Source organism: Bradyrhizobium sp. BRP56 (assembly GCF_020194035.1).
Taxonomy (GTDB): Bacteria; Pseudomonadota; Alphaproteobacteria; order Rhizobiales; family Xanthobacteraceae; genus Bradyrhizobium; species Bradyrhizobium australafricanum.
Genome location: NZ_JADYVV010000104.1, coordinates 1 through 22098, shown reverse-complemented (window position 1 = coordinate 22098; position 22098 = coordinate 1). Strand labels below are relative to the sequence as shown.

The following is a 22098-nucleotide window of genomic DNA, read 5'->3' as shown; positions in this document are numbered from 1 at the left end:
GAATGCCGGAGAATGCGTCCGGCGGCTCTTCTTCGTCATCTTCGCTCCTGATTCGCAGCAAGAATCCTCGCCGCTGTCAGGCAGAAAATCCACTCAAGCTACTGTCCGAATTTGCGGGGCCAGCTCTTGGAGACCGGAGAGCCCGTCACCGACGTGGAGGTTTACGGCCAGCGCCCCGGCCACAATGACGAGCGATGCTGGATCACGCATTGGCATCCGCAGCGCGAACCGAACGGGAGCATCGTCGGCGTCAACGTTGCGGCCGAAGAGATCACCGATCGCAAGCGCAGCGAACGCGAGATCCGCGCCGCGCGCGACGCGGCCGAGAAGGCGTTGCACCATCTGCAGGAGACCCAGGCGTCGCTGATCGAGGCGGAAAAGCTCGCGGCGCTGGGCCGGCTGGTGGCCGGCGTCGCGCACGAGATCAACAGTCCGGTCGGCACCAGTCTCACCGTCGCGTCAGTGCTGGAGCAGAAATGCGCCGACTTCGCTGCCGAGGCCGCGCGCGGCAAGCTGAAGCGGTCCAGCCTGAGCGATTTCATCGAGGTCGTCGAAAGCGCCTCGTCGCTGCTTGTCGGCAACCTCAAGCGCGCGGCAGACCTGGTGCAATCGTTCAAGCAGGTCGCCGTCGATCGCAGCTATTTCGACCGCAGCCAGTTCGATCTCGGCGCGGCGACCGAGCAGGTTCTCTCGAACCTGCGTCCGGCCTTGCCGAAGAACAACCTGGCGCTCGAGGTCGATTGCCCGCCCGGTCTTGCCATGAACAGTTACCCCGGCCCCTACGGCCAGGTGCTGACCAATCTGTTCGTCAATTCGGTGGCGCACGCGTTTCCGGATGGCAAGGGCGGCGTGATCACGATCCGGCTGCGCGCCTCAGGCGCGGCCCAGGTCGAGATCCTGTTCGCCGACAACGGTTGCGGGATGGACGACGACGTGCTGCGGCAGGCCTTCGATCCATTCTTCACCACGCGCCGCGACATCGGCCGCATCGGGCTCGGTCTCCACATCGTTCATAACATCGTCACGAACCGGCTGGGTGGAGAGCTCCATCTCGACAGTGCCCCGGGCATGGGGACACGCATGCGGATCACGCTGCCACGGGTGGCGCCGCGGCGCGGAACCGATGGTTGATGCCCACAGGGGGCGTTGAGAAGGAAATGCTCCCCGGTTTTCGAGCTGGAAAACGTCCTTCCAAGTAACCGCCGCAAAAGGCATTCCACTACCCTTGCTTCCGCCCCCGTCGTCGCGACATTCTCAGGGTATTCCTGATGGTTACGATGATGAGCCAATCCGCATTCGATCCCTTCGGCGAGCCGGTCCCCGCGGTCGATCCTTCGATCGCGAGCGAGGGCGTGTCGAAATGGCTGAAGACAGCGGGCACCAGCGTGTTCTGGGTGCTGGTGGTCGGCATCGTGCTGGCACGGGCCGTCTATTTCGAGCCCGGCGTGTTCAGCTTCGAGCATGCCGTTGCCTGGGCGCAGGGTCTGTTCGCCGCGCTCTAGCCGCAGGCCCGCGCGGCGCCGTCCTGGCCCTTTGCGCCTCCCGAATGATCCCCTCGAACGCCACCGCTGCCGGTACCTCGAGCCGGCCGGGCGATTTCAGTTGCCAGAGCGTGCGCTCGATATGGATGCCCTTGATCGGGATCACCTTCAGCTTTCCGAGCTTCACTTGATCGTCGATCGTCGCGATCGACACGATGGCGACGCCGACGCCTGATGCCACCGCCTGCTTGATCGCTTCGGTGCTGCCGATCTCGAGCGTCCGCTGCGGCTCGACGTGGTGGGCGGCCAGCGCCTGCGCGACCACCTCGCGCGTGCCTGAGCCGGGTTCCCGCACGATCAGGATCTCGTCGTTCAGCGACCGGATGTCGATCGGCCCCTGGACCGCTGCGAAGCGATGATCCGGACCCGCAATCAGCGCCATCACATCGGTACGCCAGGCTTCGCTGATCAAATTCTCGTCCTCGACCGGCCCCTCGACCAGCGCGATCTCGATCTCGTGTCCCAGCATCAGCGCGGCGATGTCGCTGGTGTTGGCGCTGACGACGTGCAGATCGATGCCGGGAAAGGCACGGTGGAACACGCCGAGATATTCCGGGATCATGTAGGTCGCGATCGTGGTGCTGGCGCCGATCCGCAGCGAGCCGCTGTCGAGGTTGCGCAGCGCCTGCAATTCGTCCTCGGCGGCGCGCTCAGCCGCGAACAGGGTCTCGGCATGCCGCGCCAGCGCCGCGCCCTCCCGCGTCGGTCGCACCCCCTTCGGCGTGCGGTCGAGCAGCCGGCAGCCGACCTGCAGCTCGAAATCCCGCACGCCCTTGGAGATCGCGGGCTGGCTGATGTGCAGGAGGTCGGCGGCGCGGGAGAAACTTCCGGTTCTCGCCACGGCCGCGAACAGGCGGAGCAGATGCAGGTTGAGGGACATAACTTCTCTCTATCGGGGCAGTCCGAAAATATATTAGCCAAGAGGTGTGCCATGGCGCATAAAATCTTCTCCGAAAAGAGGATTTTGTGCCGGAACAACAACAAGACCAGGGGCAGAAGCAGGGGGCGCTGCGGCGCATATTCCAGCTCATTCCGGGGATTCTGCTCTGCGGGGCGGTCACCGTCATCTCGCTCGGCATCCAGGCCGCCGAGGAGCGCGTTTTCGACCATCCCTATATCGAGGCCCTCGTCGTCGCGATCCTGCTCGGCATGGCGGTGCGCACCGCCTGGGAGCCGTCGGCGCGCTGGCGCTCGGGCATTGCCTTCAGCGCCAAGCAGCTGCTCGAGGTCGCGGTGATGCTGCTCGGCGCCTCCATCAGCTTTGCCGCGATCGTGGCATCGGGCGGGCTGCTGATCGGCGCCATCGCGGTGACCGTCGTGATCATGCTGGCGGTGAGCTATGGCCTCAGCCGGATGCTCGGGCTCAAGACCAAACTCGCGATCCTGATTGCCTGCGGCAATTCGATCTGCGGCAACTCGGCAATCGCGGCGGTGGCGCCGGTGATCGAGGCCGACGGCGACGACATCGCCTCGTCGATCTCGTTCACCGCCATTCTCGGCGTGCTGATGGTGCTCGGCCTGCCGCTGCTGATCCCGCTGCTGAAGCTGACGGCGACGCAATACGGCATCCTCGCCGGCCTCACCGTCTACGCCGTGCCGCAGGTGCTGGCGGCGACCGTGCCGGCCGGCATCGTCTCGACCCAGATCGGCACGCTGGTCAAGCTGGTGCGGGTGTTGATGCTGGGCCCGATCGTGATCGGCCTCTCGCTGCTGGTGGCGCGCCGGCGCAAGGCCGGCGCCGCCAGGGAGGGCACCTCAAAGGCCGCCCCGATCAGCCCGTTCAAGCTGGTGCCCTGGTTCATCATCGGCTTCCTGGTGCTGGCCGCGCTGCGCTCGTTCCAGCTCGTGCCCGACATCGCGATCGCGCCGGTGACGAAGACGGCGGCGATCCTCACCGTCGTCTCGATGGCAGCCCTCGGGCTCGGCGTCGATGTGCGCGTGCTCTCGACGGTCGGCGGCCGCGTGACGGCCGCCGTCACGCTGTCGCTGATGCTGCTCCTGGGCTTGAGCATCGGCCTCGTGCACTTCTTCAAGTAGAGCATGATCCGGAAAAGTGCGGAGCGGTTTTCCGAAGAGATCATGCTCACATCAAAGTGCCGGCTACTCGGCGGCCTTCGTGGTCTTGCCGAACATCCGTGTCGGTGCGGCAAAGCCGCAGGACGTGCCGTCGGTGATCTTGACCTGATCTTCCCAGGGCAGGCGGAAGCGGCCGGACACCATGTCCTGCATGAACGTGTAGGGGCAATCCATCGCGCCGCCTTTCACCGCGACATAGCCGCGGTGCCAGAGCTGATAGATGTTGTTCTCGACGCCCCAGTTGATCCGCGCCTCGCGCACGAGGTCGGGCCGCACCTCGGCGGTGATGATCTCGTCGGCCCGTCCCGTGGTGCCGTGCGCGATGATGCTGCCGTCGAAATTGACGATCATGCCTTCGCCCATCGAGTCGAACGACCCGTCCGAGCCGCACATGCAGACATTGGCCGTCACCATCAGGTTCTGGAACGCGTTGGCCTGGTTGGTGAAGCGCCAGCTGTCGCGGATCGGGGCGGTGTAGCCTGCGGTGCGGATCATGATCTCCGCGCCCTTGTAGGCGCATTCGCGGGCCATTTCCGGGAACATGCCGTCATGGCAGATGATCAGCGCGATCTTCGCGCCTTTCGGTCCATCGATCACGGGAATGCCGATGTTGCCGGGCTCCCACGGCTCGACCGGAATCCAGGGATGGAATTTGCGGTAGTACAGCTTGATATCGCCGTGATCGTCGATGATCAGCCCTGAATTATAGGGGTTACCATGCGGGTTGAACTCCATGATGGAGAAGCAGCCCCAGATCTTGTTCTCGATGCAGGCCCGCTTGAAAGCCGCGACTTCAGGCCCGTCGAGCCGGCACATGATCTCCGGATTGTTATCCATCGAGAGGCCGTGCAGCGAGTATTCGGGGAACACGACGAGGTCCATGGTTCCGAGGTTGCGCCGCGCCTTGCCGACCATCCATACGATGCGCTCCGTCTGCCGTGCCAGGTCGGACCTTGTCGCAACCACAGGCAACTGCAGCTGCACCAGTCCGATCACGACGCCGTTCGGTGATTTGTTGAGACCGCCAAGTCCATTCATGCCTGTCCTCCCGCCTGTTTGAAATGGGCTGTCATTTCGCGAACGATAATCTTCGTTCGGTCGGGCTCCCAGCTAGCAACGATCATGCCAGCAAGATCGCAGAATGCGCAAATGCAGCGTACGGTCGCATGCTGATCGGGATCGCCGCGATGCGCCGCATCATTGCGCAATGGCACGCGGTTTGCTTAATCAATGCGGGTTTTCTCGCATTCGGGGCGTGCGTCATGGCGAATTCAAGCGGGACAATCGCGGCGGAGCCGGCGCCGATCACGCTCGACTGGAGCAGGACCGCGCTCGTCATCATCGACATGCAGCGCGATTTCATGGAGCGAGGGGGCTTCGGCGAGACGCTCGGCAATGACGTCAGCCGGCTTGCCCGCGCGGTGCAGCCGATCGCCGCGGTGCTCGCGGCGGTGCGCGACGCCGGGCTGCTCGTGGTCCACACCCGCGAGGGCCATCTGCCCGATCTCTCCGACGCGCCGCCGGCGAAGGTCGAGCGCGGCGCGCCGTCGCTTCGGATCGGCGATCCCGGACCGATGGGACGAATCCTGATCCGCGGCGAGGCGGGGCACGACATCATTCCGGAGCTCTATCCCCTCGACAGCGAGATCGTGATCGACAAGCCCGGCAAGGGCGCGTTCTACGCCACCGAATTCGGCGACATCCTGCAAAAGTACGGCATCGAGAATCTGCTGGTCTGCGGCGTCACCACCGAGGTCTGCGTCAACACCACGGTGCGCGAGGCCAACGACCGCGGCTACCGCTGCATCGTGATATCAGACGGCTGCGCGTCCTACTTCCCGGAATTCCACGAGATGGGCCTGAAGATGATCAAGGCCCAGGGCGGCATTTTCGGCTGGGTCACCGATTCAGCCGCGGTGCTGGAGGCGCTCGCTGGCTAGAGGGCGAGGGGACGCGTCAAGGATATCGCCTTTGTGACCCAAAGCCGACTCTGGCGTGCACAACAAGCTTGACGCTATGGCCGTGCATCGCGTTTATCCTCCACATGAGCACGATCAAAGCAGTCTGCGTCTATTGCGGCTCTTCGCCCGGTCACGACGTTGCCTACGTCGAGGCAGGCGAACGATTGGGACACGCTCTTGCCGCATCGGGATTGACGCTGATCTACGGCGGCGGAACCCATGGTGTGATGGGCGCGGTCGCTCGCGGCACACTGAATAACGGCGGCAAGGTCGGCGCGATCATTCCGAGATTTCTCACAAACTGGGAAACGACGACTGATGCGCTCAAGATGTTCGAAGACTTGACGATCACAGACACCATGCACGAGCGCAAACACAGAATGTTCGAGCGTTCTGATGCCTTCGTGGCACTTCCGGGTGGCATCGGTACCGTCGAGGAAATCGTGGAAATCATGACTTGGGCCCAGCTTGGGCAGCACCGTAAGCCGATGGTCCTGGTGAACATCAAAGGGTTTTGGGCGCCGATGATGGCAATGCTGGACCACATACGCAGCGCAGGTTTCCTTCATAGAGACCACCTGCTTCAACCCATTATCGTTGATCGTGCCGAGGACGTAATCCCCGCGATTGTCGCGGCCGCTGCTAAAGAGAGCACGTCCGAAGTCGGTGGTTCGTCGATCATCGACAAGATGTAGATTTCAGTGTCCTCAGACTTAATGGGGCCGGGTGCCATCGGCTTCCGCTATTGGCCTCAGCCGACATGACCGAGCACGTGTCGTTTGTCCGCTTCTGACGGTAATGCGGGCGTCATTCGGCGGGCGGATTTACGAGTACGCGCTCTAGCCGCCTTTCACCGCACCCGCCGTCAGTCCCGCCACGATCTGCCGCTGCGCCATCACGGTGAGCAGCAGCACCGGCGCGGTCACGATCAGCGCGGCGGCGGCGAGCGGGCCCCAGCTCAGCTGATCGAACGAGATCATGTTGTAGACCGCGACCGGCAGCGTGCGGGTCTCACGCCCGGCCAGCACGATGCCGAACACGAAATTATTCCAGGAGAAGATCACCGCGAGGATGAAGGCAACCGCAAGGCCGGGCTTGGCGATCGGCAGCGCGACATGGCGGAACACCTGCCAGCGCGTCGCGCCGTCGATCAGCGCAGCTTCCTCCAGCTCCAGCGGCGTGGTCTCGAAATAGCCGATCATGATCCAGATCACGATCGGCACCGTGACCACGAGATGGATGATGATCTGCGGCACCAGCGTGCCGAGCAGGCCGAGCCACTGGAACAGCAGGAACAACGGGATCAGATACGACAGGCCCGGCGTGATGCGCGCGATCAGGATCACGATCGCCGATTTATGCGCGGCCATCCGCGCGATGCCGTAGCCCGCGGGCACGCCGACCAGCATCGCAAGGCCCGTGGCGCAGCCGGTGACCACAAGGCTGTTGCTGAAATAGGTCAGGAATCGGTTGGACGCGAACACGTCGGCATAGTTCTTCCAGGCGATATGCTCCGGAAAGAACACCGGCGGATAGGAGGCGTTGTCGATCTCGAATTTGAGCGACAGCGAGGCCATCCAGAGGAAGAACAGGATCGCCGGCGAGACGATGACGAACACCGACAGCCAAAGCCCGATCCGCCCGAGAATCTGGCGCGGGTTCATGCCTCGCCCCCGAGTTCAGATGTCCACAGCAGGCGCTTGCGCAAGTAAAGCAGCAGTGCCGCCAGCGCCACGATCAGGAGGAAGAACACCACCGCGATCGCCGAGCCGTAGCCGAGGTCGTAGTAGACGAAGGCGACGCTGTAGAGATAGACGTTGATGGTCTCCGACGCCGAGCCCGGCCCTCCTTGCGTGATCGCGAAGATGATGTCGAAGCTTTTCACCGCGTCGATCATCCGGATCATGCCGGCGATGAACAGGAACGGCATGATCAGGGGGAGCGTGATGAAGCGGAACATCTGCCAGAAATTGGCGCCGTCGATCTGCGCGCTTTCATAGGGTTCGGTCGGGATCGCGGCGAGGCCGCCGAGCACGATCAGCATCACCAACGGCGTCCATTGCCAGGTCTCGACCAGCACCAGCGAGGGGATCACCGTCGCGGGGTTGAACACCCAGAGCTGCGGCGGCAGCCCGACCAGCGACAGCAGATAATTCAGCACGCCGAGCTGCGGGTGGAACATCATGGTCCACACCAGCGCGATCGCCACCGGCGTGGCCATCATCGGCATGATGAAGATGCCGCGCAGGAAGCCGCGCGCTGCGAATTTCTGATGGAATACCACCGCCGCCAGCGTGCCGAACACCAGCGGCAACAGCACTGACAGCGCTGTATAGGACAGCGTGTGCCCGACCGCCTCGACGAAGCGCGGATCGGTCGGCAGCCGCAAATAGTTGGCGAGCCCGACGAACACGGTCGGCGAGCCGACCTTCCATTCCTGCAGGCTCATCCAGATCGTGAACACCCACGGAAAGATGATCACCGCCAGCACCACGACGAGCGCCGGGATCACGAACGGCCAGTAGGACGGCGGACGCCATTCACGTGCCGGCGCGGCGTCTCCAGAGCCTGCGGCTCTGGACTCTTGCTTTGACGCGTTTTCTTCACGCGAACCGGTACCCACTTCGCTTGAAAACGCTTTGCCGGCCGCCGCCGGCTCAGTCTGAGTCACCACGCTCACGCTTTTTCGCTACGCTCCAGGATGGGGCGGAATTGCTCGTGCGCCTTTTTCAGCTCGGTGGCGGGATCGGCGCCCGACAGCGTCGCGGTCAGCGCCGCGCCGACGATGTCGCGGAATTCGGCGACCGGGATGATGACGGGCAGGCCGAGCTTCGAGATCTTGGCGGAATCGACCACCGACTGCAGCCATTCCTTGGTCTTCACGCCCTTGGCGACCTCGGCATCGTCGACGATGGAGTTGCGGAACGGCACGCCGCCGCCGGCCTGCAGCAGGCGCGCGCCCTGTCCGCGCGAGACCACCCATTGGCAGAGCAGATAGGCGGCTTCCTTGTTCTTGCTCGCCGCGGCGATACCGACGCCGTCGCCATAGGTCGAGGAGAACTTGCCCTTGGGACCGGCGGGCACCAGCGTGTAGCCGACCTTGCCGACGACGCGCGAGGCGGCGGGATCTTCCAGCGGCGGCGCCCAGCCGTCGGCGTCGATCCACATCGCGGACCTGCCTTGCGTGAAGGACGCCATCGACTCCATCCAGTTGAAGCCGGCGACGCCGGGAGGCGCGCATTTCGTCAGCAGCCGCTGATAGAGCTTGGTGGCCTCGATCGCCTCGGGGCCGTCGGTCAGGATGTTGCCCTTGGCATCGAGGAATTCGCCGCCATAGTTGAGATAGAAGTTGGTCCACATCGCCATGTTGGCGTTGCGCAGGCCGCGGCCGACGAAGCCGTAGATGCCTTCCTTCGGATCGGTCAGCTTCTCGGCCGCGATTGCCATCTCCTCCAGCGTCTTCGGGACCTCGACGCCCTTCTTCTGGAACAACTCCTTGTTGTAGTAGAGGATGAAATAGTCGACCGACCATGGCAGCGACAGCATCTGGCCCTTGTCGTTGCGGGCATATTGCAGCCCAGCCGCCGAGAAATCGCTCTCGACGAGGTCCGGCGGCGTCATGCTCGGATCCTTCAGAAAGCCCGACATGTCGGCGAGCCAGCCGGCCTTCTCGAACTGCCGCTTCTGCACGTGATAGCTCAGATGCACGACGTCGAAGCTCGGCTTGCCCGAGGACAGCTCGATCACGCATTTCTGGCGCTGCTGCTGCTCGGGAATCTGCTCCGACTCGACCTTGATGCCGGTGAGCTCGGTAAATTCCTTGATGTATTTTTGCAGATTGTCGCCGCGCGGCCCCTTGGCGAGAATCACCTCGAGCGTGGTGCCGGAATATTTCTTCCAGTTGACGTCGGCGCGGGCCGGAAATCCGGTCAGTCCAACCGCGCCGGCGGCCGCGGTGCCGGCCAGCATCTGCCGGCGCGAGATCAGGTGATGCGACATGTTTCTCTCCCTGGACGGTTCTTGTTTGGGAGAGATACTAGCGCCTCAACTTTCTGTGCCTAGTCCCACATGCGCGGCGCCGTTGCATAACGCTGCGCCGCGCATGGTATGGCAGCTATGCCTTGACGAAAGCGAGCAGGGTGCCGTTGCCGGAAGCCGGCGGCACGGTGATGCTGTCGCCGCTCTTCACGCCGGCTGAGCCCAGCGCTCTCTCGGTGGCGGCAAGATCGGCCGCGATCACGAGGCCGGCGCCGCCGCGGTCGGACAGGCCATCCAGCGATACGCCGGGATAACGTTTGCCGAGCTGATCCCTGGTCAGGAACACGAAGTCGGCGCGGTCGCCGCCGGACGGTACTGCAACCGCACCGTCGGCGTCGTTCCTCACCGCGATGTCGATCATCTTGGAGAGATGCGCGGCATCCGCCCCGGGATCGGGCGAGACGATCAGCACCTGCTTGAGGCGTTTTGCCCCATTGGCGTGCGTCATCAATTCGGGAATCCACACCGTCTCGCGGGTCTTGTGCTGGCAGGCGAAGATGCGGACGCCGCCGGGCGCCTCCGCGGTCGGCCACTGGAAGGTGCGGAATTTTGCCGCGGAGACCGTGCCATCAGGCAAGGTCACCGGGCGTTCGAAATCGGTCGGCCCGATCGGCGCATAGCCGCGCGCGCGAATCTCCTCGGCACCAGCAGCGGAATCCACCGCGGTGAATGCAATGCGTTCGATGCCTTCGCCGCGCTTCTCGAGGAAGGCGCGCGCCGGAGCGTTGTGTTCGGTCGGCGTCAGCACGCCGAGCAATTCCATGTAATCGGGGTCGAACATGATGGTGTAATTGCCCGATCCCATATGCGCGCTATGGGTGCCGCGCGGCGACACGGTGAAGCCGAGCCGCTTGTAGTTCTCGGCGGCCTTGTCGAGGTCCTTCACCATGACCACGGCGTGATCGATTCCGATGACGTTCTTGAGTGCCACTTGTTGTCTTCCCGGCTGGAATAGGAGAGTAGAATTAGCTAACCAGAATGACCGGGCGCCCGCAAGGAAGGATCATGATGAACAGCAATGCCGTGCGCTGGCCCAGTTCGCTCTGGGCAGCAGTGACGCCCTCCGGCCCTGATTGTCCCGAGCTGACCGGCGCGCAGCAGGCTGATGTCGTGATCATCGGCGGCGGCTTCACGGGTCTATCGACCGCGCTGCATCTGCGCGAGGCCAATGTCGATGTTGCGATCGTCGAGGCCGCCGAGCCGGGCTGGGGTGCCTCGGGGCGCAACAACGGCCAGGTGATTCCGACGCTGTCGCGCCCCGATCCCGATGACATCATCGCGAGGCACGGCGCGGCCGGCGAGCGCTTCGTCGCGATGCTGCGCGACAGTGCGGCCATGCTGTTCGACGTCGTCAAACGCTACAACATCGAAGCCGAGCAGGAGCAGGCCGGCTGGGTGCAGCCGGTGCATTCGCCGGGCCGCATCAAGATTGCGGAGCGGAGGGTGCAGCAATGGTCGAAATTCGGCGCGCCTGTTGAGCTGCTGTCGCGCGATCAGACCCGCGACATGCTCGGCTCGGATGCGTGGTACGGCGGCTTCTGGAACAGGACCGGCGGTCACGTCAATCCGCTGGCGCTGGCGCGAGGCCTTGCGCGGACCGTGCTCGGCCTCGGCGCGCGAATCTATGCCCGCTCGACTGCGACGAGTTTCGAGCGCCGCGGCGATCGCTGGGTGGTGAAGACGGAAAAGGGTGAAATCTCCGGCCGCGCGCTGGTGGTCGCCACCAATGCCTATAGCGGCGAGTTCGCGAAATCGCTGGTGCCGGAGATCGCGACCGAGGTGATGCCGGTGCTGTCGTGGCAGATGGCGACGCAGCCGCTGTCGGACAATGTCCGCAAGACCATCATTCCCGGCCGGCAGGCGATGTCGGACACCCATGGCGAGCTGTATTTCGCGCGCTACGACGCCCGCAACCGCCTCGTCACCGGCGGTGCCGTGCTCGGTCCGGGCGACAAGACCGGGCGGCTGAAGGCGCGGGTGACCGAGCGGTTGCAGCGCTTGTGGCCGCAGATCGGCGAGGTCTCGTTCGACTATGTCTGGAACGGCTATGTCGGGATGACCGCCGATTTCCTGCCGCGCATGCACCGGCTGGGGCCGAACGCCTATGGCTGGACCGGCTGCAATGGCCGCGCGGTCGCGCTGACCATCCCGCTCGGCCGCGAATTAGCGCGCGCGGTCCAGGGCGTGCCGGAAAGCGAACTGGCGCTGCCGTTCACCGGGCCGGTGCAGTACGTGGCACATGGATTGCTGCGCAAGCTCGCGCCCTGGATGCTGGTGCTCTACCGGCGCCGCGATGCACAGGAGCTGGTCAAGGGAGATCGCTTCGAGTTGCTGCGCTGGGCGGAGTATTTCCTCGCCTCGCGCCGTTCGCGGTAAGCGCGGAGCAACGTCGCGCCATGCAGGCGAGACAAAGGGCATGGAGGGGCAAGCCGTCCGAGGTGGGGACTGGTCGGAGAACGTCGCTGGAAGAGTGGGGCCTAAGCAGGTTCGGCTGGGTGTCGCGATCACGAGGATCCCGCCGTTGGCGGATAGCGTTGTGGAAACCCCGACGCGACGCAGGCGTTATTGCCAGATGGCAACCCTGGGAGGTGGGCATGGCGAGGAAGCGCATTGGTATTCTCACGGGAGGCGGTGACGTCCCCGGCCTTAACGCGGTAATCAAGAGCGTGACTTATCGCGGCAGCGAGGACGACATCGAGGTTGTCGGTCTCCGCCGGGGCTGGGAGGCCCTCACGCACCTGAACCTCGACGACCCGTCGAGTAAGTCCCACTACATCATCCCGCTGAACCGCGAAAACACGCGCGTCATCGACCGGCGCGGCGGCACCGTGCTGCACTCGAGCCGCACCAATCCCTCCAAAATGAAGAAGTTGCCCGATCATCTCGCGGGCCGCGACTTTCCGGTTTCCCAGAGCACCAAGGGTGGCATCGCAACCACGACGTGGGACCTCACCAACGAGGTGCTCGCGAACCTCGCGGGGCTCGGTATCGAACATCTGATCGCCATCGGCGGCGACGATACTCTCAGCTACGCGGACAAGCTCAACAGGCGAGGCGTCAGGATCATTGCCATCCCGAAGACGATGGACAACGACGTCCGCAACACCGAATACTGCATCGGCTTCTCGACCGCGATCACCCGTGCCAGCGATGCCATCCAGCGCCAGCGCACCACCGTCGGCTCGCACGAGCGAATCGGCATTTTCCGCGTCTTTGGTCGCGATGCCGGCTTTACGGCGCTCTATACCGCATACGCAACCTCGATCCGATGCGCCATACCGGAGTACAAGGTCAATCTCGACAAGCTGATCCAGCTTCTCCTCGATGACAAGCACGGCAACCCAAGCAACTACGCGCTGATCGTGCTCAGCGAGGGCGCCGAGTGGGAGGGCTACAAGGTGCAGGAATTCGGCGAGCCTGACGCCTACGGTCACCGCAGGAAGGCGAGCGTGGCCGAAGCATTCGCCGACGAGATCAAGCGGCGCACCGGCGAGGAGACCATCGTCTCTGACCTCACCTACGACCTGCGGTCAGGCGATCCGGACTTCATCGACAAGCTTGTGGCGCTGACGTTCGGCAACATGGCTTACGATGCGATCCTGGAAGGCAAAACCGGCCTCATGTCGGCGCTGGTCGAGGGCCGCTACGACCTCGTGCCGATCCCCGACGCCAAGCTCGGGCCACGCAAATTGGACGTCGCAAGCGCGTACAACACCGAGCGCTACCGTCCTCTCTATTCCAACAAGCGGGGCCTGCCGATCTTTCTCAACCGCGCTTCATAGGGCGGGTGGTAACCCCATCGGGCAGGGCGAGCTATTCCAGATGCGTCGATAGCCCGTATCGACAGGCGGTGACGGAGGGGCCATAGTTCCGCAAGAAATTTGCGCAGGGAACCTGTCGCACCACACGACGTTCTTTTTCGCAAATGAGCGCGCCGTCGCCCCCGGCGCAGCGAGCGCCGAGGCGAAGGCGCTGCGCTGCGGTCGGAGGGATGCTCATGAAACTCACCATTTCGGTCATCAAGGCTGACATTGGCTCCGTCGGGGGCCACACGAAACCATCTGCGCGCATGATGGCGGCTGTCGAAGGGGAGGTCGCGAAAGCGATCGAAAACGGTCTCCTGATCGACGGTTTCGTGCGCCATACCGGCGACGATATTGCGATCGTCATGACGCACACGCGGGGCGAAGGGAGCTCTGAAGTCCACCAATTCGCCTGGAAGACGTTTCTCGCGGCCACTGCGGTTGCGAAGACCTCCGGGCTCTACGGCGCCGGCCAGGATCTTCTCGTCGACGCCCCTTCCGGAAACGTTCGTGGCGCGGGCCCGGCCGTCGCCGAACTCAGCTTCGACCACAGCCTTTCGGGCGCGAGACCCGCGGAGTCCTTCATGGTGTTCGCCGCAGACAAATGCGGCCCCGGCGCCTACAACCTGCCGCTCTATCTGGCTTTTGCCGATCCCATGTATTGCGCCGGGCTGATGCTGCCCCCGATGATCAAGGGCTTCCGTTTCCATATCATCGATATGGACAACACGGCCGGCGACAGCGTGATCGAACTCGATGCGCCCGCGGACGGCTACCACATTGCGGCGCTGCTTCGCGACAACGAGCGCTTCGGCATTGATCGCATCGTCTCGAAAACCTATGGCGAGGTCGCCGTCGCCGTTTCGGCGCAGCGCCTTCACTCCATCGCAGGCAAGTACACCGGCAAGGATGATCCGGTCGCGGTCGTCAGGAACCAGGGCATTTTCGCGGCGCCCGAAGAAATCATCTCGCCGTTCGCCAAGGCGCACTTCGTGGGCGGCGATGCGCGCGGCTCGCATGTGATGCCGCTCATGCCGGTGCCGCTCAACACCCCGGTGACGGGGATGTACTGCCTGCCGATCGTGTCCTGCGTCGGCTTCTCGATCGACCGGGACGGGAAGTTCTCGGAGTCCTATACCGATTTCTTTGACAACCTTGCGTGGGACGAGGTCCGCCAGCGCGCGCAGCGCAAGGCGATCGAGATGCGCAGCCAGGGCTGGTCCGGCGCTGCGATGCTGCCCTATTCAGAGCTGGAATATGGCGGCTTCCGCGACACGGTATCCGGATTGCTGAAGCGCTTCCGGCTGCGCGAGGAGCCCAAGCCACAAGCGGCGGAGTAGGGCCGCGCGTGCCCGGCTACACGGTTGCGGTGCCGTGCTCGCGCGCGAACGCGCCGCCGGGGATCGCTGACAGCAGCGCCTGCGTATAGGGATGCTGCGGCTTGCCGAACACCTCGGCGGTCAGCCCTTGCTCGACCACGGCGCCGTCCTTCATCACCGCGACGAGATCGCAGATCTGGGCGGCGACGCGCAGATCGTGGGTGATGAAGATGATGGAGAGGCCAAGCTGTTGCCGCAACCCGGCGAGCAGCTTCAAGACCTGCGCCTGCACCGAGACGTCGAGTGCCGAGACCGGCTCGTCCGCCACCAGCACGTCCGGCTTCAACGCCAATGCCCGGGCGAGCCCGATGCGCTGGCGCTGGCCGCCGGAGAATTCGTGTGGGTAGCGATCGCCGGCGGACGGATCGAGGCCGACCAGCTCGAACAGCTTTCGCGCTTCCGCAATCGCGGTGGCGCGGTCGGTGCCGTGCACGATCGGTCCCTGCGCCACCAGCTCGGCCGCCTTGCGGCGCGGATTGAGCGAGGCGAACGGATCCTGGAACACCATCTGGATGTGGCGGGTCTGGCGCCTGACATCGTCGCGGCCGAGCTTCGCCCAGTCCTTGCCGTCGAGCACGATCGACCCGGTATCCGGATCGATCAGCCGCACGATGCAGCGCGCGAGCGTCGATTTGCCCGAACCGGATTCGCCGACGATGCCGAGCGTCGCGCCGCGCGGCAGGTGCAGCGAGACGTTCTTGACGGCCTCCGTGATCCGCGCGCCGCGGCCGAGGAAGCCGCCGGTGCGGTAGGTCTTGGAGACGCCATCGATGGTCAGGATATCCTTGCCGGAAAGGATGCGCGGCGGCGGTGCCTTCAGCGGCGGAACGGCCGCAATCAGCTGCTTCGTGTAGGCATGCTGCGGATCGTTCAGCACCTCATCGGCCGTGCCTTGCTCGACGATCGCGCCATGCTGCATCACCACGACGCGGTCGGCGATCTCGGCGACGACGCCGAAATCATGCGTGATGAACAGCACCGCGGTCTTCTTGCGCTGCTGCAAATCGCGGATCAGCTTCAGGATCTGCGCCTGCGTCGTGACATCGAGCGCGGTGGTCGGCTCGTCGGCGATCAGAAGCTTCGGGTCGAGCGCCAGCGCCATCGCGATCATGGCGCGCTGGCGCTGGCCGCCGGACAGCTCGTGCGGATAGGCTTTTGCGGCCGCCTTGGGGTCGGGGATGCGGACGTCCTCGAGCAGCGCCAGCACCCGCGCATTGATCTCGGACTTCGACAGGCCGGTGTGGATCGCAAACATCTCGCCGATCTGGTCGCCGATTGTGCGCAGCGGATTGAGCGCGGTCATCGGCTCCTGGAAGATCATCGCAATGCCGGCTCCGCGCACATCGCGCATCTCTGCGCTATCGGCGGCGCAGAGGTCGCGGCCGTCGAACATCATCCGGCCCCGTTCGATCGTCACCTCGTTCGGCAACAGCCGCATGATGGCGTTCGCCATCATCGATTTGCCGGAGCCGGACTCGCCGACCACGCAGAGGATCTCGTTCGACGCAATTGAAAGCGAAACGTCGGACAGCGCATGCGGCCGGTCGGCGCCCTTGGGCAGGCGCACCGTCAGGGCGTCGAGCGAAAGGACCGTGTCGCTCATCGGCTCTTCAGCCTCGGATTGAGCGCATCGTTCAGGCCCTGGCCGACCAGCGACACCGCGAGCACGGTGACGAGGATCGCAATGCCGGGGATCGCCGAGACGTACCACTGCACCCGGAGCACGTCGCGGCCGAGCCCGATCAGATTGCCCCAAGAGGCGACGTTGGGATCGGACAGACGCAGGAAGGCGAGCGCGCTTTCCAAGAGGATCGCGACCGCCATCACCACGCTGGCATAGACGATGACGGGCGGCAGCGCGTTGGGCAAGATCTCGCCGAGGATGAGCTGGACGTCCTTCATGCCGAGCGTCTTGCCGGCCTGGACGAATTCGCGGTTGCGCAGCGACAGGAACTCGGCGCGGGTCAGCCGCGCCGGCGCCGGCCACGACACCACGCCGACTGCAATGGTCACCGTGGTCAGGGTCGAGCCGAACACCGCGACCAGCACCAGCAGCAGCACGAAGTTCGGCAGCGTCTGGAACGCTTCCGTGATCCGCATCAGCACATTGTCGACCCAGCCGCCGTAATAGCCGGCGAAGGCGCCGACCAGGATGCCGATCAGGATCGCGATCACGGTGGCGACGCCGCCGATCAGCAGCGAGATCCGCGCGCCGTAGAAGATCTGGGCGGCGATGTCGCGGCCGGAATTGTCGGTGCCGAGCAGGAAGCGCGGGTTGGAGAACGGCCAGATCAGCGGCCGGCCCGCGAGAGCGAGCGGATCGCGCGGATAGAGGAGACCCGCGCTGATTGCCATCGCGATGACAAGCAGCAGCAGGATCAGGCCGATCACCGCGGCCGGGCTGCGGAAGTAGCGCTTCACGGCATCCATCGTCAGCCCTCCGCCGCGATGCGCGGATCGAGCCGCGCGTAGAGCAGGTCGACGACGAAGTTCACGGATATGACGAGCAGCGCGGACACGAACACGATGCCGAGCAGGGTGTTGAGGTCGCGCTGCACCACCGATTCATAAGCGAGGCGGCCGAGGCCGGGCAGCGAGAATACGCTCTCGACCACGACCGAGCCGCCGAGCATGGTGCCGGCCTGCAATCCGATCAGCGTCACCATCGGCAGCAGCGCGTTGCGCAGCACATGGCGGGTGATGACATGGGTCTCATCCAGCCCCTTGGCGCGGGCGGTGCGGACGAAATCGAGGTTCAGCACCTCAAGCATCGAGGCGCGCATGATGCGCAGATAGATCGCGAGGAAGATCAGCCCGAGCGTCAGCGTCGGCAGCACCAGATGGGCCGCGATGTCGAGCACGCGCCAGATTCCGGTCTGGACGTTGCCGATATCCTCGAAGCCGCCCGGCGGCAGCCACTGCAGATAGACCGAGAACACCACGATCGCCATCAGCCCGAACCAGAACGAGGGCGTGGCGTAGAAGATCAGGCCGAGGGTGGAGATCATCGTGTCCGGCCAGCGGTTGACGCCACGCGCGGCGATCACGCCGAACACGAGGCCAAAGAAGAACGCGAATGACAGCGACGCCGTCATCAGCAGGATGGTCGGCGGCAGCCGTTCCAGGATCACGGTCGCCACCGGCTTGCCGTAGATCGAGGAGAAGCCGAGGTCGAGCCGGACCAGGTGCCACAGATAGTTCCCGAGCTGCGCCGGAACCGAGAGGTTCAGCCCGTAGAATTTGCGCAGCGCCTCGGCGGTCGCGGCGTCGCCGCCGCCCATCTGCGCCATCAGCGCATCGACGGTGTCGCCCGGCGCGAGCTGCAGCAGCAGGAACACGCCGATCAGGATCAGGAACAGGGTCGGGATCGAGGCGGCGAGCCGCCGCCCCGCAAGGCTCAGGATACGCATATTTTATCTATAGCGTTTTCGAACGATGTGGACACCGGTTCGGGGTGGGCACCGGCCCCTTCTTACCTCGCCCCGCTTGCGGGGAGAGGTCGGATCGCATCGCCAGATGCGATCCGGGTGAGGGGGTACAGGTCTATCGATGGAGCAATATCGTGGAGCGAGCCCCTCACCCGACCCTCTCCCCGCAAGAGCGGGGCGAGGGAGAAGAGGGCGCCACGCCTAGCGCAGATGTGGCCTCATGCGCTCAGCCAAAGATCGTGCCAGCTCGTCGAGCCCCAGCGCGGGGTGTTGGAATGGTTGCGCGCCTTGGCCGTGATCACGGTGACGAAGATCTGCTCGATCGGCATCCAGACCGGCAGCTCGGTGTTCACCTCCTTGACGAAGTCGGCATAGAGCGCCTTGCGCTTGGCCGGATCGACTTCGGTGGCGGCATCGTCGATGGTCTTGTCGACGGTCTTGTCCTCCCAGCCCCACTGGTTGGTCCACGGCGCGCCCTTGGGCTGGCCGGAGCGGTACCATACCGTGGTCGAGACCGCGGGGTCGTTGCGATACTGGTGCCAGCCGGTCGCGAGATCGAAGGCGTGCTCGTCATAGACCTGCTTGAGGAAGCCGCCGCCGTCGTTGCGCACGATGTCGACCTGGATGCCGACTTCTCCCAGCGACTGCTGGATGAAGGTCGACCACAGCGAGATGTCCTCACCCCACGGCGCGGGCAGCAGCCTCAGCGAGAAGCGGTTGCCGCCACTGGCCTTGAAACCGGCCTCATCGAGCAGCGCGATCGCCTTGGCCTTGTCATAGGGGTATTGCGGCGTGTTCGGCCCGGGATAGAAGTCGGTCGAGGTCGAGGGGATCGGGCCGGTGCCGAGCTTGGCGAAATCGCCCAGGAAATTGTCGATGAAGAAAGGCACGTTGATCGCGTGCGCAATGGCACGGCGGACCCGGATGTCGGCCAGTTCCTTGCGGCGGAAGTTGAACTCGATGGTGTTGGTGCGGGCGTTGCCCTCATTGCCCTTGGTCTGGACGATGAAGCGCTTGTCCTTGCCGAGCCGCGCCATGTCCGAGATCGTCAGACCCGAGAACGGGCTGTAGTGCAGCTCGCCGGCCTCCATCTGGGCGGCCGCGGCGGCGCGGTCGGTGATCACCTTCCAGACGATGCGGTCGAGATAGGGCGCGTTCGGCCGCCAGTAGTCCGGGTTGCGGTCGGCGATGATGTATTGCCCGCGCTCGTATTTGACGAATTTGAACGGGCCGGTGCCGACCGGCGCCAGATTGGTCGGGTTCTGCCTGATGTCGCCGCTCTCATAGAGATGCTTGGCGGAGACGTAGCCGAGGTCGGGCAGGGCCCGGAGCAACAGGTTCAGCGGCATCGGCCGCTCGTAGCGGAAGATCGCGGTCTGCGGATCGGGCGTATCGACCGACGTGAGGAACAGCTGCAGCGTCGATCCGTAGTTGAGGATCTTCTTCCACATGTTCATCGCGGTGAAGGCGACGTCCTCCGAGGTGAACGGCTTGCCGTCGTGCCAGGTGATGCCCTTGCGCAGCTTGAAGGTGACGGTCTTGCCGTCCGGCGTCGCCTCCCAGCTCTCGGCGAGCACGCCGACCGGCTGGCCGTTGGCGTCGAGGTCGACCAGATTCTCCTGGATCTTGCCGCCGATGATGTAGACGCCGGTCGAGGCCTGGATGCTGGGATTGAGCTGGCGCTGCTCGGCACCGTAATGGACGTTGAACACGCCGCCCTTGCGCGGGGTTTCCTGCGCGAATGCCCGCATCGGATTGATGACATTGGCCGCAATCGCGGCCGAGGTCAGAAGGGCCGTGCGGCGGTTGATCTCAAGGCGGCTCAAATCCATACGCGGGTCTCCGGTACTTACATAATGGCTTGCATCGGGCGGTCGGCCGATCGGTCGTGGCGCCCCTTTGCGATGTTACGATGGAATGGGAACCCGAGTCATTTTCTAATGCCTCGGCCTTTTGGAGGATCGTTTCCGAAACCTGAAGTGGCCTGCCGCAGCGCTTCGCAACCCGGATCGGGCGCCGCATTGTCGCAGTTTGGGCCGCGCGAGTTGCGTCTGGTGATTCTCTCGAAGGGACGTTTCGGGAGCGCCGAAGCCGCGCAAACCCTGTAATTTTAGGGGTCGGAAGCGCCTTGACTTGAAAAAACACTGGAAAAAACCCTGATTCGGAGGCTGTCCACAGCGATATTGTGGTGGGGAGTGCAGAAAACACTGTTTTTCTCGGCGTTTTCCGCCATATCGTGCCCACTCCAGAATCAATGGAGCAACCATGGCTACCCAACTGTCGAAGTCGCAAGTGATCGAGAAGATCGCGACCACCACCGAACTCTCCAAGCGCGACGTCAAGAACGTTTTGGACTCGCTTGTCGATGTCGGCCACAAGGAGCTGAAGAAGGCCGGGGTGTTCCTCGTCCCCGGCTTCGCGAAGTTCGTTGTGGTCAAGAAGCCTGCGACCAAGGCGCGCAAGGGCACCAACCCCTTCACCGGCGAAGAGATGATGTTCAAGGCCAAGCCGGCCCGGAAGATCGTCCGCGCACGGCCGGTCAAGGCCGCCAAGGACGCGGTTTAAGATGAAAGGCCTCCGGTAACGGAGGCCTTTTGCTTTTGAGCCGTCGCTTCCTGCCGTTGGTTGCCAGCCCGCGTTTTCCAGCGAGTGGACACCGGTTCGCGTGAAGAAAACGCGCCAAAGCAGAATCTGGAGCTCCGGACCGGGTTGAACCGGGACCGGGGCTCTAGACCACCGGCGACCGGCCACCATCGACATTGATGGCGGTGCCGGTGATGTAGGAGCCTTGCTCCGAGGCCAGGAAGCAGGCGAGGTTGGCGAACTCCTCCGCCGTGCCGATGCGGCCGAGCGGCGTGCCCTTGGCAAGGCCCTTGGCGAATTCCCCGAAATCCGTGCTCGGCGCCTGGGCGGCATGCCGCTTGACCCATTGATCGCTCATGATCAGGCCGACCAGTAGCGCATTCACCAGGATGTTGTGCTCGCCGCCTTCATTGGCCATCACCTTGGTCAATGCCATGCCGGCCGCGCGCGACACCGAGGTCGGTGCGGAATTGCCGGCCGGCGCCTTGGCGAAGGTGTTGAGCACGTTGATGATGCGGCCCCATTTGCGCTGCTTCATGCCCGGCCACACCAGCCGGCTGAAACGGATCGCGGCGAACAGTTTCAGGTCGAGGTCTTCCTGCCAGGCCTCGTCGCTGATGCTCTCGAACGCCAGCGTGCGCGCCGTGCCGGCGTTGTTGACGAGAACGTCGATCTTGCCGAGATCGGCAACGATCTGGTCGTGGGCCTTGGTGATATCGGCGGCCTTCGCGACGTCGCAGACGTAGTCGCGCACCACAAGGCCGTCCCTGGCGAGCGCTTCGCGCGCCGCAGCGAGGTCGGCCGCGCCGCGGGCGAGGATCGCGACCCTGGCGCCGGATTCGGCAAACCGCCGCGCCACCGCGATCCCGATGCCCTTGCTGCCGCCGGTGACCACCGCGACGCGGTCCTTCATCGATAGGTTCATTGTTGTTCTCCCTGGGGCTGGCCCGGAGAGGACGCTATCAAACCGACAGCGCGACCAACAAGGTCATGCAGAGCAGGTGTGCTGTGACAATCAGCGCGAGATGCAGCGGGCCGGACATCGGAGATCTCCATGGTGGTGCACATCTATTTGTCGTTAGGCGAGCACCGTCGCCTGACTCCCTCCCCCTGAAAGGTAGGGCAATCGCATATGGCCGTTTGAGGCGATCGGAGTTCCCACAAAACTCGTCATGCCCGGGCTTGTCCCGGGCATCCACGTCTTCGTTTCCACGCGAAGAAAAGACGTGGATGGCCGGGACAAGCCCGGCCATGACGGCACGGAAGAGTCGGTTCATTCCATATGCGAT

At 64.3% G+C, this 22098-nt stretch carries 19 protein-coding genes and 1 pseudogene; 9 read left to right on the top strand and 11 right to left on the bottom strand.

Annotation, left to right across the window (positions count from 1 at the left end; translation table 11 throughout):
* Window positions 1-267 precede the first annotated feature (267 nt).
* Together I6F38_RS40915 and I6F38_RS40910 are read left to right on the top strand one after the other, a co-directional pair.
* Window positions 268-1131, top strand: a pseudogene (locus I6F38_RS40915) (HAMP domain-containing sensor histidine kinase); the annotation flags it as partial.
* Between the two features lie 146 nt (window positions 1132-1277).
* On the top strand, window positions 1278-1502 hold the full coding sequence (locus I6F38_RS40910) for a hypothetical protein (RefSeq protein ID WP_225164371.1): 225 nt from the start codon (window positions 1278-1280) through the stop codon (window positions 1500-1502).
* On the opposite strand, the gene I6F38_RS40905 is transcribed toward I6F38_RS40910, so the two are convergent.
* Window positions 1450-2421 (bottom strand): LysR family transcriptional regulator, encoded by a 972-nt coding sequence (locus I6F38_RS40905; RefSeq protein WP_225164370.1) that lies wholly within the window; start codon window positions 2419-2421, stop codon window positions 1450-1452. The two genes, I6F38_RS40910 and I6F38_RS40905, sit on opposite strands and share 53 nt — an antisense overlap.
* An 86-nt stretch (window positions 2422-2507) precedes the next feature.
* Here I6F38_RS40905 and I6F38_RS40900 point away from each other — a divergent pair, with 86 nt between their 5' ends.
* Window positions 2508-3578, top strand: a complete 1071-nt coding sequence (locus tag I6F38_RS40900; RefSeq protein WP_225164369.1) for a putative sulfate exporter family transporter — start codon at window positions 2508-2510, stop codon at window positions 3576-3578.
* A gap of 63 nt (window positions 3579-3641) precedes the next feature.
* Here I6F38_RS40900 and I6F38_RS40895 read toward each other — a convergent pair whose 3' ends face one another.
* Window positions 3642-4655, bottom strand: coding sequence for a formamidase (locus tag I6F38_RS40895; RefSeq protein ID WP_225164368.1), 1014 nt, complete (start codon window positions 4653-4655; stop codon window positions 3642-3644).
* 224 nt (window positions 4656-4879) lie between these two features.
* Between I6F38_RS40895 and I6F38_RS40890 the strand changes: the two genes are divergently transcribed.
* Together I6F38_RS40890 and I6F38_RS40885 are read left to right on the top strand one after the other, a co-directional pair.
* Window positions 4880-5557: an isochorismatase family cysteine hydrolase gene (locus I6F38_RS40890; RefSeq protein ID WP_225164367.1), complete on the top strand. Its 678-nt coding sequence runs from the start codon at window positions 4880-4882 to the stop codon at window positions 5555-5557.
* 104 nt (window positions 5558-5661) lie between these two features.
* Window positions 5662-6273 carry a TIGR00730 family Rossman fold protein gene (locus I6F38_RS40885; RefSeq protein WP_225164366.1) on the top strand — a complete coding sequence of 204 codons (612 nt, stop codon included), beginning with the start codon at window positions 5662-5664 and terminating at the stop codon, window positions 6271-6273.
* Between the two features lie 144 nt (window positions 6274-6417).
* Here the strand turns inward: I6F38_RS40885 and I6F38_RS40880 are convergent, their stop codons facing one another.
* The 4 genes from I6F38_RS40880 to I6F38_RS40865 all read right to left on the bottom strand — a co-directional run bounded on the left by I6F38_RS40880 (window position 6418) and on the right by I6F38_RS40865 (window position 10547).
* Complete coding sequence (locus tag I6F38_RS40880) at window positions 6418-7242, bottom strand: carbohydrate ABC transporter permease (RefSeq protein WP_038383999.1); 825 nt, start codon at window positions 7240-7242, stop codon at window positions 6418-6420.
* Window positions 7239-8090, bottom strand: a complete 852-nt coding sequence (locus I6F38_RS40875; protein ID WP_225164374.1) for a sugar ABC transporter permease — start codon at window positions 8088-8090, stop codon at window positions 7239-7241. The genes I6F38_RS40880 and I6F38_RS40875 overlap by 4 nt, the downstream gene beginning before the upstream one ends.
* 164 nt (window positions 8091-8254) lie before the next feature.
* Window positions 8255-9577 carry a sugar ABC transporter substrate-binding protein gene (locus I6F38_RS40870; protein ID WP_092082514.1) on the bottom strand — a complete coding sequence of 441 codons (1323 nt, stop codon included), beginning with the start codon at window positions 9575-9577 and terminating at the stop codon, window positions 8255-8257.
* Between the two features lie 115 nt (window positions 9578-9692).
* Entirely contained in the window at window positions 9693-10547 is an 855-nt protein-coding gene (locus I6F38_RS40865; RefSeq protein ID WP_225164365.1) for a VOC family protein, read from the bottom strand.
* A gap of 77 nt (window positions 10548-10624) precedes the next feature.
* On the opposite strand from I6F38_RS40865, the gene I6F38_RS40860 reads away from it, so the two are divergent.
* The 3 genes from I6F38_RS40860 to I6F38_RS40850 all read left to right on the top strand — a co-directional run bounded on the left by I6F38_RS40860 (window position 10625) and on the right by I6F38_RS40850 (window position 14759).
* Window positions 10625-11992: an FAD-dependent oxidoreductase gene (locus tag I6F38_RS40860; RefSeq protein WP_225164373.1), complete on the top strand. Its 1368-nt coding sequence runs from the start codon at window positions 10625-10627 to the stop codon at window positions 11990-11992.
* A 218-nt stretch (window positions 11993-12210) separates the two neighbouring features.
* Window positions 12211-13398 (top strand): 6-phosphofructokinase, encoded by a 1188-nt coding sequence (locus I6F38_RS40855; protein WP_225164364.1) that lies wholly within the window; start codon window positions 12211-12213, stop codon window positions 13396-13398.
* Window positions 13399-13541: 143 nt separating this feature from the next.
* Window positions 13542-14759, top strand: a complete 1218-nt coding sequence (locus tag I6F38_RS40850; protein WP_276573539.1) for a fructose 1,6-bisphosphatase — start codon at window positions 13542-13544, stop codon at window positions 14757-14759.
* A gap of 16 nt (window positions 14760-14775) precedes the next feature.
* On the opposite strand, the gene I6F38_RS40845 is transcribed toward I6F38_RS40850, so the two are convergent.
* From I6F38_RS40845 to I6F38_RS40830, 4 genes are all read right to left on the bottom strand, one after another.
* Window positions 14776-16401, bottom strand: a complete 1626-nt coding sequence (locus I6F38_RS40845; protein WP_225164363.1) for an ABC transporter ATP-binding protein — start codon at window positions 16399-16401, stop codon at window positions 14776-14778.
* Complete coding sequence (locus I6F38_RS40840; RefSeq protein WP_016843116.1) at window positions 16398-17228, bottom strand: ABC transporter permease; 831 nt, start codon at window positions 17226-17228, stop codon at window positions 16398-16400. Before I6F38_RS40840 ends, I6F38_RS40845 begins: the two co-directional genes overlap by 4 nt.
* 2 nt (window positions 17229-17230) lie before the next feature.
* Window positions 17231-18208, bottom strand: coding sequence for an ABC transporter permease (locus I6F38_RS40835; RefSeq protein ID WP_038383993.1), 978 nt, complete (start codon window positions 18206-18208; stop codon window positions 17231-17233).
* 236 nt (window positions 18209-18444) lie between these two features.
* Entirely contained in the window at window positions 18445-20058 is a 1614-nt protein-coding gene (locus tag I6F38_RS40830; protein ID WP_092082526.1) for an ABC transporter substrate-binding protein, read from the bottom strand.
* 433 nt (window positions 20059-20491) lie between these two features.
* Between I6F38_RS40830 and I6F38_RS40825 the strand changes: the two genes are divergently transcribed.
* Window positions 20492-20791, top strand: a complete 300-nt coding sequence (locus I6F38_RS40825) for an HU family DNA-binding protein (protein ID WP_021077434.1) — start codon at window positions 20492-20494, stop codon at window positions 20789-20791.
* A 163-nt stretch (window positions 20792-20954) separates the two neighbouring features.
* On the opposite strand, the gene I6F38_RS40820 is transcribed toward I6F38_RS40825, so the two are convergent.
* Window positions 20955-21734, bottom strand: coding sequence for an SDR family oxidoreductase (locus tag I6F38_RS40820; RefSeq protein ID WP_092082528.1), 780 nt, complete (start codon window positions 21732-21734; stop codon window positions 20955-20957).
* Window positions 21735-22098 lie beyond the last annotated feature (364 nt).

Excerpts from the sequence above, each read along its gene's own strand:
- I6F38_RS40910 (WP_225164371.1), top strand. The coding sequence starts at position 1,278 with ATGATGAGCCAATCCGCATTCGATCCCTTCGGCGAGCCGGTCCCCGCG.
- I6F38_RS40905 (WP_225164370.1), bottom strand. The coding sequence starts at position 2,421 with ATGTCCCTCAACCTGCATCTGCTCCGCCTGTTCGCGGCCGTGGCGAGA.
- I6F38_RS40895 (WP_225164368.1), bottom strand. The coding sequence starts at position 4,655 with ATGAATGGACTTGGCGGTCTCAACAAATCACCGAACGGCGTCGTGATC.
- I6F38_RS40890 (WP_225164367.1), top strand. The coding sequence starts at position 4,880 with ATGGCGAATTCAAGCGGGACAATCGCGGCGGAGCCGGCGCCGATCACG.
- I6F38_RS40885 (WP_225164366.1), top strand. The coding sequence starts at position 5,662 with ATGAGCACGATCAAAGCAGTCTGCGTCTATTGCGGCTCTTCGCCCGGT.
- I6F38_RS40880 (WP_038383999.1), bottom strand. The coding sequence starts at position 7,242 with ATGAACCCGCGCCAGATTCTCGGGCGGATCGGGCTTTGGCTGTCGGTG.
- I6F38_RS40870 (WP_092082514.1), bottom strand. The coding sequence starts at position 9,577 with ATGTCGCATCACCTGATCTCGCGCCGGCAGATGCTGGCCGGCACCGCG.
- I6F38_RS40860 (WP_225164373.1), top strand. The coding sequence starts at position 10,625 with ATGAACAGCAATGCCGTGCGCTGGCCCAGTTCGCTCTGGGCAGCAGTG.
- I6F38_RS40855 (WP_225164364.1), top strand. The coding sequence starts at position 12,211 with ATGGCGAGGAAGCGCATTGGTATTCTCACGGGAGGCGGTGACGTCCCC.
- I6F38_RS40850 (WP_276573539.1), top strand. The coding sequence starts at position 13,542 with ATGAGCGCGCCGTCGCCCCCGGCGCAGCGAGCGCCGAGGCGAAGGCGC.
- I6F38_RS40845 (WP_225164363.1), bottom strand. The coding sequence starts at position 16,401 with ATGAGCGACACGGTCCTTTCGCTCGACGCCCTGACGGTGCGCCTGCCC.
- I6F38_RS40840 (WP_016843116.1), bottom strand. The coding sequence starts at position 17,228 with ATGGATGCCGTGAAGCGCTACTTCCGCAGCCCGGCCGCGGTGATCGGC.
- I6F38_RS40835 (WP_038383993.1), bottom strand. The coding sequence starts at position 18,208 with ATGCGTATCCTGAGCCTTGCGGGGCGGCGGCTCGCCGCCTCGATCCCG.
- I6F38_RS40830 (WP_092082526.1), bottom strand. The coding sequence starts at position 20,058 with ATGGATTTGAGCCGCCTTGAGATCAACCGCCGCACGGCCCTTCTGACC.
- I6F38_RS40825 (WP_021077434.1), top strand. The coding sequence starts at position 20,492 with ATGGCTACCCAACTGTCGAAGTCGCAAGTGATCGAGAAGATCGCGACC.
- I6F38_RS40820 (WP_092082528.1), bottom strand. The coding sequence starts at position 21,734 with ATGAACCTATCGATGAAGGACCGCGTCGCGGTGGTCACCGGCGGCAGC.